The 11,990-nt window shown below is 45.3% G+C and carries 6 protein-coding genes and 1 other RNA gene; 3 read left to right on the forward strand and 4 right to left on the reverse strand.

Going from position 1 to position 11,990, the window contains the following annotated elements:
* Nucleotides 1-5: 5 nt before the first annotated feature.
* The 4 genes from B9T20_RS08425 to tkt all read right to left on the reverse strand — a co-directional run bounded on the left by B9T20_RS08425 (nucleotide 6) and on the right by tkt (nucleotide 9,127).
* Nucleotides 6-3,614 carry a DNA translocase FtsK gene (locus B9T20_RS08425; RefSeq protein WP_094490642.1) on the reverse strand — a complete coding sequence of 1,203 codons (3,609 nt, stop codon included), beginning with the start codon at nucleotides 3,612-3,614 and terminating at the stop codon, nucleotides 6-8.
* Between the two features lie 114 nt (nucleotides 3,615-3,728).
* Complete coding sequence (gene secD, locus B9T20_RS08430; RefSeq protein ID WP_094490673.1) at nucleotides 3,729-6,572, reverse strand: protein translocase subunit SecD; 2,844 nt, start codon at nucleotides 6,570-6,572, stop codon at nucleotides 3,729-3,731.
* 81 nt (nucleotides 6,573-6,653) lie between these two features.
* A complete protein-coding gene (yajC, locus tag B9T20_RS08435) occupies nucleotides 6,654-7,070 on the reverse strand; it encodes a preprotein translocase subunit YajC (RefSeq protein WP_094490643.1) in 417 nt (138 codons plus the stop codon).
* Nucleotides 7,071-7,153: 83 nt separating this feature from the next.
* Nucleotides 7,154-9,127 carry a transketolase gene (tkt, locus tag B9T20_RS08440; RefSeq protein WP_094490644.1) on the reverse strand — a complete coding sequence of 658 codons (1,974 nt, stop codon included), beginning with the start codon at nucleotides 9,125-9,127 and terminating at the stop codon, nucleotides 7,154-7,156.
* 224 nt (nucleotides 9,128-9,351) lie between these two features.
* Between tkt and B9T20_RS08445 the strand changes: the two genes are divergently transcribed.
* The 3 genes from B9T20_RS08445 to rnpB all read left to right on the forward strand — a co-directional run bounded on the left by B9T20_RS08445 (nucleotide 9,352) and on the right by rnpB (nucleotide 11,928).
* Nucleotides 9,352-9,951: a nitroreductase family protein gene (locus tag B9T20_RS08445; protein WP_094490645.1), complete on the forward strand. Its 600-nt coding sequence runs from the start codon at nucleotides 9,352-9,354 to the stop codon at nucleotides 9,949-9,951.
* A gap of 174 nt (nucleotides 9,952-10,125) precedes the next feature.
* Nucleotides 10,126-11,526 (forward strand): sodium:proton antiporter, encoded by a 1,401-nt coding sequence (locus tag B9T20_RS08450; protein ID WP_094490646.1) that lies wholly within the window; start codon nucleotides 10,126-10,128, stop codon nucleotides 11,524-11,526.
* Nucleotides 11,527-11,579: 53 nt separating this feature from the next.
* An RNA gene (rnpB, locus tag B9T20_RS08455) (RNase P RNA component class A) lies at nucleotides 11,580-11,928 on the forward strand.
* The last annotated feature ends 62 nt before the right edge of the window (nucleotides 11,929-11,990 follow it).

Genomic DNA, 11,990 nt, shown 5'->3' on the forward strand with positions numbered 1-11,990 from the left:
AATCATTAATAATCGTCTTTGTCAGCCGCGAGGATCACCTCTCGGTTACCATTGGCTTGTGGCGGAGTGACGATGCGTAACTCTTCCATCTCTTCCATTAGGCGCGCAGCCCTTTGATAACCCACACGCAATTTGCGTTGAATGTAGGAGATGCTTGCGCGTCTAGATTCTACGACAATTTTCACCGCTTCATCAAATAATGGATCTTGTTCTTCAGCCGGTGTTGCGGCAACGCCGGCAGCTTCTGGCGTTAAGCCGGGAATCGCTTCGGTGGGCTCATGTAAAATGTCTTCCACATAATCGGGCTCACCGGTGAGTTTTAAAAATTCCACCACTTTATTGACTTCAGCATCTTCAACAAATGCACCATGCACGCGGATTGGCAAGCCATTGCCAGGTGGCATATAGAGCATGTCGCCATGGCCTAAGAGGGTTTCCGCCCCTTGTTGATCAATGATGGTGCGTGAGTCAATTTTACTCGATACCTGAAAAGCAATGCGCGTTGGAATGTTGGCTTTAATGAGGCCAGTGATGACATCAACCGATGGGCGCTGTGTGGCTAGAATCAAGTGAATGCCTGAAGCACGTGCTTTTTGGGCAAGGCGCGCGATGAGCTCTTCACATTTTTTACCCACAAGCATCATCATGTCGGCAAACTCATCGATGACGACAACAATGAACGGCAATTTCTCCAATAAAGGCGGGCGCTCTGTGTCAGAGACATGGGCGCTTCTGCGCCACAATGGATCAATGATGGGCTCGCCTGCGGCCATTGCTTCGGCAATTTTTTGGTTAAAACCAGCGATGTTGCGCACTTTTAATTGACTCATCAGTTGATAACGGCGCTCCATCTCAGCCACGCACCAACGCAGGGCATTGGCAGATTCTTTCATGTCTGTGACCACAGGCGTCAATAAGTGCGGGATGTCATTATAAACAGAGAGCTCGAGCATTTTCGGGTCAATTAAAATGAGGCGTAAATCCTCTGGCAATGCTTTAAAGAGCATGCTCAACAGCATGGTATTGACACCGACAGATTTACCAGAGCCGGTTGTCCCTGCCACTAAAACATGCGGCATTTTGCCAAGGTTCGCGGTGACGGTGTTGCCAGAGATGTCTTTACCAAGAATCAAGGTCAATGGATGCGCTTCGTCTTGGTATTCTTGAGACTCTAAGCCAGATTTAAAGTAAACGATTTCGCGCTTACGGTTCGGAATTTCAAGCCCCACATAGCTGGTGCCGGGAATGATCTCCACCACACGCACGCTGGTGACGGATAATCCACGGGCAATGTCTTTCTCTAAATTATTGATTTGAGAGACTTTAACGCCGGGCGCCAACTCTAATGAGAAGCGCGTAATGACGGGGCCCGGTTCAATGTTTGCCACGGCAACTTTAATGGAGAAATGGCTGAGTTGCTCTTCAATCAATAGGGCAAGGTAATCGAGCTCTTCATCATTGTATTGATCCACCACGGTGGGGGGATCGGCTAGGAGGTCTAAGCTTGGCAATTGTCCGGCCATCGGGAAATGTTTTAAGAGTTCTGCACGGCGATTCGGATCTTCTTCTGGCACGGCCACTTTTGGCATGATGATGTTGGGCGTTGGCACAATGAGATCATCCGGCGGGAGAATCTCAGGGGCATTGTCCTCAAAATCATCATACGACGAGATGATCGGTTCTACAGGCAAGGTTGGCTCTGTGGGTAAAGAGGGCGCAATGTCAACAGGCGCTTCAGGCATTTCCGGGATGACCACAGGATCTGGCGTGGGTTCTGGCATCCATTGCCAAGTGGGTGCCTGAGCTTTGGGCATGACTGTGGGCTCATATTGGTAATGAAGTACTTCTGTTGGCGCTTCAATGATGGGCTCAATCGGTGCAGCCATCACAGGCGCTTCGATGGTAGGCTCATCTTGAATGGGGGCTTCAATCTCAGGGAGAATGGGTTCACTTAAAATTTCAACTTTAGGCAGATTGGTAAATGGATCTTCTTCCGTTTCTTCTTTTTGCTCTTTTACCGACTCAATGACATCGCTGATGGCTTCTGTTGCTGTGGTGATTGTATCTGAAAGCGCCTCAGGCAATGCATCAATGGAATATTTGGGTGCATTGTATTTTTCTAAGGTTTCAATCAAGGCATCATAATCCTCAGCATCATCCTTTTTAGGTGCAGCATCACTGCCTGCTGTGATCGGTTCACTGTGAAAGAGTGAGTTGACGGCAGTATTTGCACTTTCTGTCACGGCAGAAAGTGGCGCTTTCACCGCATTGATGATGGGGTTAATAATGTTGGCTGCTTGAGGTTGTGAAGTCAATGCTGCATCCTCATTCACCCAATCTTTGAGTTTTGCAATGCTATCATCGATGGGATTGTCTGCATCATCGTCAGGCAACATTTTTGTGGATGGTTTTCTAAAAATGGTGGGTATTTTGGGCTGGCCATTTTTATCAAATTTGGGTTCAAATTTTGGCGTCAGCATTTTGCCATTTTGTCCACGAAGGGGCGCATGTGGCTCAGAGGGTGCTTCAAATGCTGGCTCAATGCGAGATTCTAATGGCGCAGCTTTGGGCGCAATGTCAATTGGTGTGGTTTTTGGCGGCGTGAACGCAGCAATGTCAGCAATCGGCGCAAGCTGCAAAGAGGGTTCAATTTTTTCATCACTTTTGGGTGCTTTTTTAGCTTTGGGTTCAAACGTGGGTTCGATGTGCCCATTGCCATCGAGTGCCTCAATGAGATCGGGCTGCTCGTTAAAATAGTATTCATCCGCCGCGGAATCAATGTTTGGGGCGCTTTTGGGAGCAAATAATGTGGTGCGCAGGGTAGAAAACTTATCCTTGATCATGGATAAAGCGTTTGGACGAGGATCTTTGTGACGCGGATCGGGCTCCATCAAATGTTCCACAGCAGCCAGTTCAGATTCTACTGCTTTTGGGGCAATTTGGTCCTCATCGCGATTGACGAAAAAACCGCGAGCACGTCCGATGGTTGAAAGAATCATGGCACCTAAGCCATCAATCCATAAAAGGGGGCCGGTTCCGGTGGCTAAACTACCTGTGACCACAAGCAAAGCAAGCAATACGCCTTTGCTGAGTGTGGTGCAAAGGGCAGAGCCCGCTTGAATGCCCGGTAACAAAGTTAAGCTACTGTTGAGAAGCGAGGCGAGTGTTTGTCCAATGATGCCGCCGCGCTTTAAAATGCTGGCATCCGGGTGGTAAAAGTTTAACAGCGTCGCTGCCACCATAAGAAAAATGGTGAAGCCCAATGCTTTAAAGAAAAAGTTTTCAATGTCGATGGCATGATCATTTTTGAGCACGGCAAAGTAAGCATAACCCACCATGGCAACGGGCAATAACCAAGCTGCACGGCCAATGGCATTGAACATAATGTCCGAAAAATAGGCGCCACTTGTACCCAACCAGTTATTGACGTACAGATCCCCCATGGTTTTACTCCATGCGGCGTCATCGGAATGGTAGGAGGCTAAACTCAGGAACATCAACAGAGCAATAAAAATGATAACGCTCGAAATGACTAAGCGAATCATAGAGGTGACTTTATGCGGCGCATCTTGCGTAATGTTTTCGATAGGCTGCCTGCGAATGGCTTGTTTCAAAATGTTATACCTAAAATCTGATCAACGAGGGAGATGATATTATCACATAAACCGCAAAATCTAAAAAGCCCCACGGAAAGTGGGGCTTGTAGAGAGTTGATTACCTTTGACTATTTAGAAATAGGTCATGGATTCTTGCTCTGGTTGATCTTCTTTCTCTTTTTTAGGCGGTAAGAGATCTTCGCGTTTGAGGCCAAGCAACAGTGCGCATGAAGAGGCAATGAAAATTGAAGAATAAGTACCGACTAAAATACCAATCAACATGATGAAGGAGAAGGAGTGAATCGCTTCGCCGCCAAATAAGTACAATGATAAACACGCAAGCAATGTGGTCACCGATGTCATGATGGTACGAGACAATGTTTGATTGATGGCTTGATCAATGATCTCTTTTGGCGTGCCGGTACGAGATGCGCGGAAGTTCTCACGGATGCGATCGAGCACAACCACCGTATCATTCACCGAGTAACCGATGACCGCTAAAATCGCGGCCAGTGAGGTCAGATCAAATTGCAGGTGTCCATACATGCCTAAAATGGCAAAGACCGCTAGGATAAATGCCGCATCATGTAAGGTGGACAAAATGGTACTGACGGCCAATTTCCACTCAAAGCGCATCCAGATGTAGGCAAGAATCATCAAAATGGCAATCGCGGAGGCAAGAACACCGCCTGTGACCAATTCATCGCCCACTTTTGAGCCAATAAAGTCCACGCGTTTGATTTCCACATTGGGATCTAAAGTTTCTAACGCATTGAGAACATTGGTGGAAATTGAAGCCTCATTCATGCCTTCAATGATTGGCAAAGTGATGAGCACATTACGGCTTGAGCCAAAGTGTTGCACTTCTGCATCTTTAAGGCCCGCGTGTTCAATGGCGCTGCGCACATCATCTGTTTCGATGCTGTTTTGATACACCGCCTCCACTTCTGTGCCGCCTGTGAAGTCAAGGCCATATTTAAAGCCAAACACACCCACAGAACCAATGGCTGCCACAATGACAAACACACAGAAGATTACCCATGCTTTGGCGTACTTCATAAAGTCATAGGTGGTGTCACCACTGAAAATATGGAGCAATTCTTTACCACCAATCGGAATGGATTTAAGACGACGGCCGCCCCAAATGGCATTCACAATTGCACGGTTCATAAAGACAGCCGTAAAGACAGAAGTGATGATCCCGATGGTCAATGTCACCGCAAAGCCTTTGATGGCCCCTGAACCAATTAAGAAGAGCACCACAGCTGCAAACAAGCTTGTTAAGTTCGCATCCATAATGGTGGCAAATGCGCGGTTAAAACCATCGTTGATGGCATTTTGCGGGCTCACGCCTTTACGTAAGAGCTCACGAATGCGCTCATTGATCAAGACGTTCGCATCCACACTCATCCCAAGTGAGAGCACGATCCCTGCGATCCCCGGCAATGTTAAAGTGGCTTGCAATAAAGATAAACAGGCAATGATGAGCACTAAGTTCGCAAACAATGCAATGTTGGCAATCAAACCAAAAGCACTGTAGCGAATGAGCATGAATGCCATCACAGCGATTAAGCCATAAAGGGCAGCATTCATCCCTTTTTGGATGTTGTCTTTACCGGCACTTGGGCCAATGGTGCGCTCTTCAATGATTTGGATCGGAGCTGCTAGTGCACCTGAACGCAATGTGATGGCCAATTTATTGGCTTCATCCAATGAATCTAAACCGGTGATGACAAAGTTTTTAAAGAGCTGCTGCTGAATGGTGGCTGCATTGGCCACTTCTTCGGTCACAATGTTGCGTTTAACCTCTTTACCATTTTCCATGACAGTTTCAGTTTTATGCTCAATGAACACCGTTGCCATGGGTTTGCCAACGTTGGCTTTTGTGGCCACAGAGAACTTATCCGCACCTTGTGAATCTAAAGTGATCGCCACTAAAGGACGGCGATTTTCTGGGTCAATTTGCGCCACAGCATTGACGATCGATTCACCCGTTAGCATCACTTGGCGCTTTAAGAGAATCGGTTGATCAGAGTCACGCCAATGATAGAGCTTTGTGCCAAGGGGCGCTTTTTTCAAGCCTTGTGCCACTTGTGGTGCTTCCATCGCACTGTTTTCATAAACGATGTGGAACTCTAATGTGGCGGTTGTGCCTAAAATTTCTTTGGCTTGTGCGGTGTCTTGCACGCCTGGCAATTGCACCACGATGCGTTCAGCACCTTGGCGTTGAATCACAGGTTCAGCGACGCCCAATTCATTGACACGATTGCGCAATGTCACGATGTTTTGTGCCACCACATTGTTTTTGCGCTCTGTGATTTCAGCCGCAGAGAGTTTTGCGATCAATAGATTGCCATTGACGCTCCAATTGAGCTGCATTAAGTTGGGTTTGTTGATGGTGATGGAGTTACGGGCATTGGCCGCTTCTGCATCATTTTTAAAGCGTACTTCAATGGTTTCGCCATTGACGGTGACAGATTGATACGGGGTTTTATGTTCGCTTAATGCCGCTTTGATTTCATCGGCATAGCTTTCAGTGAGCTGAGTGATGAGTGACTGCATGTCGATTTCTAATAAGAAATGCACGCCACCACGTAAATCAAGCCCTAAATACATGGGACGAATGCCTAAGTTTTCTAACCATTGTGGCATATCAGGCGCTAAGTTTAAGGCCGTCATGTAGCCATTGCCAAGATCGCGCGCGATCAGATCCTTGGCTTTTAATTGTGTTTCGGTATCGTTGAAACGCACCAACACTTGATCATCGAGGCGCTCAAGGCGTTTATAAGGCAAATTCTGTTCTTTGAGCAATCCCTCAAGATTATTGATGAGTTGATCATCCACTTGTGTTGTGCGTGTTGGGGAGATTTGAACAGAAGGATCCTCACCATATAAATTGGGCAGCGCTAATAATGTACAGATCGCTAACACCAAAATGATCAATAAATTTTTCCAGAGTGGATAACGATTTAGCATAATGATTTCTTCGTTGTTGATGAAAAGCGAAAAGGCAAGTGAATCACTTGCCATCGATTTCGTTACATAAAGTGTGCGGGATTAACCTTCAGTTTTGACAACGTCGTCTTTTTTGTCGTCTTTCTTACCCTTTTTGTCGCCGCCGTCTTGGATGGTGCCTTTAGGAACCATGTTCACGATGGCTGCGCGTTGGAATTTGATCACAACATTTGGGGCGATTTCAACGTGTACATAGTTGTCTTCTAATTTTGCCACTTTGCCCACAATGCCTGCTGTTGAGATAACTTCTGTGCCAACTTTCAATGCGGCCATCAATTGTTGGTGCTCTTTTTGACGTTTCTTTTGTGGACGAATGATCATGAAATACATCATTGCACCCATAATGGCAATCAAGATAAATGTACTTGTCATGTCGCCGCCTGCTGCAGGTTGAGCCTGTGCATTTGCAACAGATAAAGAAGTGATTGTTGCCAAGGATAAAAGTAATGTTCTTAACATTTGTAACTCCAAAATAAAAAGATGTTATCTCATAATGCGACTGAATTTTCAAAATTCAATCGCACTGAAGCACTAATTTTGCATTATTTTTGAATTAATTGCTCAATGTGTTGATTCACATTATCCACAGTGAAGCCAAATTCAACGAATAATTGTTCTGCAGGGGCAGAGGCACCAAAGGTGTTAATGCCCACAACATCATCTGCAAACTCATACCAACCGCGTGTGGTGCCAGCTTCAATCGCCAAAACGGGTGCATCACCCAAGACGCTGTTTTTGTATGCTTTGTCATTTTCACGGAAGATTTCAACGCAAGGCATGGAGACAACACGTACATCATCACGTGTTGCAGCCACTTTCATCGCCAATTCAACTTCTGAACCCGTGGCGATTAAGGTCACTTTTGCATTGGCATTTTCTTTTAAGACATATCCACCTTTACGGATGTTCTCAACACTTGCTTCAACACGCGTTAAGAATGGCAGTTTTTGACGAGACAATGCCAACAATGTTGGGTTTTTGCTAGAGGTTAAACCTGCAGCCCATGCTGCCATGGTTTCCACAGTATCGGCAGGGCGCCAAACACGTAAGTTAGGAATTAAGCGTAAAGATTCAACGTGCTCAATTGGTTGATGCGTTGGGCCATCTTCACCTAAACCGATGGAGTCATGCGTCATGACATAGATCACTTTTTGTTCCATCAATGCGCTCATGCGAATGGCATTACGAGCATAATCACTGAACACTAAGAATGTTGCGCCATAAGGAATGAAACCGCCGTGTAACGCTAAACCATTCATGATGGCGCTCATACCAAATTCACGCACGCCATAATGCACATAGTTGCCTTCGCCCGTGGTGATGTTTAAATCAACACTTGCTTTAAAGAATGTGTTATTTGATGGCGTTAAGTCGGCAGAGCCGCCCACGATTTCAGGCAAATGAGATGCCAATGCATCCAATGCATTTTTACTGGCAACGCGTGTTGCAATGCTTTCACCTTTAGCCACAACATCTGTCATGGCATTTTTGATGATCTCATCAAAGTTGGCAGGTAAATCACCATGCATACGGCGTAAGAATTCTTTAGCCAATTGAGGATATTTGCTTTCGTATTGTGCAAAAAGGGCAGACCAATTTTGTTCTGTGGCCAAACCTTTTGCTTTGGCATCCCAATGGCTTGCGACATCTTCAGGCACTTCAAAGGCCGCTGCTGTCCAACCCATTTTTTCACGGATGGCTGCAATTTCATCATTGCCGAGAGGTGAGCCGTGCGTGGCTTCTGAACCTTCTTTAGAGACAGAGCCTTTACCAATTTTGGTTTTACAGATGATCAAAGTGGGTTTTTCTGTTTGCGCTTTTGCTTCTGTAATCGCTTGAGAAACCGCTTCGATGTCGTGGCCATCGATTGGGCCAATAACGTGCCATTGATAGGCTTCAAAACGTTGTTTGGTATTGTCAGTGAACCAACCGGTGACATTACCATCGATAGAGATTTCATTGTCATCATACAATGCGATCAATTTATTGAGTTTTAAAGTACCTGCCAATGAACACGCTTCGTGAGAGACGCCTTCCATCATGCAGCCATCGCCTAAAAATGCATACGTGTGGTGATCCACAATCGCTAAATCATCTTTGTTAAATTGTGCCGCTAACATTTTTTCTGCCAATGCAAAACCCACAGCATTGCTGATGCCTTGACCCAATGGACCTGTTGTGGTTTCAATGCCAGCAATGTAGCCATGTTCAGGGTGACCCGCTGTTTTAGAGTGCAATTGACGGAAGTTTTTCAAATCATCAATTGAAACATCATAACCCGTTAAATGAAGCAATGAGTACAACAACATGGATGCATGGCCATTCGATAAAATAAAACGGTCACGGTTAAAGAAGTTAGGATTGCTTGGGTTGTGAGATAAATGGTTGTGCCAGAGCGCATAAGCCATCTCGGCCATACCCATTGGTGCACCCGGGTGACCTGAGTTTGCTTTTTGTACCGCGTCCATGCTTAAAAAACGAATGGCATTGGCGCTTTTTTGCTCAATTGATGACATTTTAATTCCTTAAATGAATGTTGGAGAAATGGTCCGCACATTATACTGAAAACGATGGGAGAAATCACACGGAGTTACAATTGTTCTAAATTTTTTATTTATATTATTTTATTGTTCTATTTTTAGAATAGTTTGTTAAAGGAAAACCATTCGCATTTAGAAATTGGGTCTTTATAATTCATGGCATCTCTTCCATTTTTTCCACTCAATACGAGGCATTTTTTATGAGTCATATTCAAGCATTGTTGGCAAAGCGTCGCAGCATTTATCAATTGGGCAATCAAGTGTCGATGAGCACAGAAGCATTGACACAGATGATTCAGCATGCTGTTAGAGAAGCGCCGTCAGCCTTTCACTCACAAAGTTCGCGCGTTGTGGTGTTGTATGGCCAAGCCCATCAACGTGTGTGGTCCATTGCTGAAGAAGCCCTGCGTCAAATCGTGCCGGAAGCACAATTTGCTGCTACGCAACAGCGTTTAGATGGTTTTAGAGCGGCATTTGGCACCATTTTATTCTTTGAGGATCAAACAGTGGTGCAATCATTGCAAGAGCGTTTTCCAATGTATGCAGAGAATTTCCCAAAATGGGCACAAGAATCCACGGCCATTGCCCAATATGCCGTTTGGCTCATGCTGACGGAACATCAACTGGGTGCGAGCATTCAGCATTACAATCCTTTGATCAATGCCAAGGTGCAAGAAGAGTGGCAATTGCCTGAATCATGGACGCTGCTTGGACAGATGCCATTTGGCTCCATAGAAGGCGCACCTGCAGAAAAAGCGCATATGTTAGACAGTGAGCGTTTTAGAGTCTTTGGTGCTTAAATACGATCGTAGTACAGTACTTTAGTGGAACATCCAGCCAAATTTTTCAGGAAATTTGGCTTTTTTATGGGCATAAACTTAAGGAAAAATGGGCAAAGAGGTAGATTTTTTGTAGCTTTGGCCATTTGATTATTGTAGTATCTATCCTTGTTTGAATAAACTTAAAGAGTAGATATGAAGAAGTTAACATCTTTATTGCTAGTGGCGCTGAGTCTATCGTCAGCAGCTTTTTCCGCTGGTTTTGATGGCGCTAATGCAAGTTTACTGTGGATCATTCCTTTTGCAGGGATTTTATTGTCCATCGCCATTTTCCCATTGGTGGCTGTGAACATCTGGCACCATCATTTTGGTAAGATCACCGCGTTGTGGTGTTTAGGGTTTATGATCCCATTCATCATCGTCTTTGGCATCGGTGAGATGACAGAAGTGATCGCCCATGCGATGCTTTTGGAATACATTCCGTTCATTGTTTTGATTTTCTCCCTCTTCACTGTTTCAGGTGGCATCTATTTAGAAGGTAGTCTCAAAGGCACGCCATTGTTGAACACCACCATTTTGTTGATCGGGACGTTTTTGGCCTCATTCATGGGCACAACGGGCGCTGCGATGCTGCTCATTCGTCCATTATTGCGCGCGAATGAAAACCGCAAATCTCGCGTGCACATTGTGATTTTCTTCATCTTCTTAGTGGCCAACGTTGGCGGTAGTTTAACGCCATTGGGTGATCCACCCTTATTCTTGGGCTTCTTAAAAGGTGTAGATTTCTTCTGGACCATGAAACACATGCTATTGCCATTGTTGATCACTACGGTGATTGTGCTGGGTATTTTCTTTGTGTTAGACAGCTATTGCTATAAAAAAGAGGGCATTACAGTGGATGCCAGCGAAGAAAAAGTACCGTTTCGCATTGATGGCAAGGTGAACTTTATCTTCTTAGCCGGCATCATTGTGGGCGTATTGATTTCAGGTTTCTGGAAGCCTGGCATCTCCTTTACCGTTTTAGGTACACCAGTTGAGTTACAAAACATTGTGCGCGATGTGATTTTGTTGATCATGGCATTTTTATCGTTAAAAGTGACGGCTAAAGAGATTCATCAGAAAAATGAATTTGGTTGGGATCCTGTGTTAGAAGTGGCCAAGCTCTTTGCGGGTATTTTCATCACAATTGCGCCTGTGTTAGAGATTTTAAAAGCCGGTTCCATGGGTTCAATGTCTGGCGTTGTGACAATGGTGCATGACACACAAGGCGCACCGATTAATGCCATGTACTTTTGGATGACCGGTGCACTTTCTGCCTTTTTAGACAATGCGCCGACTTATTTAGTCTTCTTTAACTTAGCTTCAGGCGATGCGCACCATTTAATGGGTGATTTAAGCCCGACGTTATTGGCAATCTCTATGGGTTCAGTGTTTATGGGTGCGATGACGTACATCGGGAATGCACCAAACTTTATGGTGAAAAGCATTGCAACGCAAGCAGGTGTGAATATGCCAAGCTTCTTTGGTTATATGAAGTGGTCTGTGCTGATTTTAGTGCCGGTGTATATTTTGCTCACGTTGATCTTCTTCCTATAAAGAAATTCACGAAAAAGCTTGTTATTTTTCTTAAAATCGGGATAATCCATGCATCAGTTGATTGGATTATCGCGAGTGAGCAATCATTCGAGGAAAGTCCGGGCTCCACGGATCAAAGTGCTAGATAACGTCTAGACGGCGCGAGCCGATGGAAAGTGCTGAAGAAATTAAACCGCCTAAAGACGCAAGTCTCGGTAAGGGTGAGAAGGTGCGGTAAGAGCGCACCGTACACAAGGTGACTTCGTGTAGCTGAGGTAAACCCCACTTGGAGCAAGACCAAATAGGAACACTGATAGCGTGATCCGCGCTGTGTTCGGGTAGGTTGCTTGAGGGTGGAAGTGATTCCACTCCTAGATGAATGATAATTCTCGACAGAACCCGGCTTATAGATCGACTGATACAAACAGTAAAAACCCTCTCAAGCGAGAGGGTTTTTTATTGGCATAAATTCGGGGGAGGGTGAA

This window comes from Wohlfahrtiimonas sp. G9077 (genome assembly GCF_002252155.1).
GTDB lineage: Bacteria > Pseudomonadota > Gammaproteobacteria > Cardiobacteriales > Wohlfahrtiimonadaceae > Wohlfahrtiimonas.

Coding starts and splice junctions, on each gene's coding strand:
- secD (WP_094490673.1), bottom strand. CDS start 6,572: ATGCTAAATCGTTATCCACTCTGGAAAAATTTATTGATCATTTTGGTG.
- tkt (WP_094490644.1), bottom strand. CDS start 9,127: ATGTCATCAATTGAGCAAAAAAGCGCCAATGCCATTCGTTTTTTAAGC.
- B9T20_RS08445 (WP_094490645.1), top strand. CDS start 9,352: ATGAGTCATATTCAAGCATTGTTGGCAAAGCGTCGCAGCATTTATCAA.
- yajC (WP_094490643.1), bottom strand. CDS start 7,070: ATGTTAAGAACATTACTTTTATCCTTGGCAACAATCACTTCTTTATCT.
- B9T20_RS08450 (WP_094490646.1), top strand. CDS start 10,126: ATGAAGAAGTTAACATCTTTATTGCTAGTGGCGCTGAGTCTATCGTCA.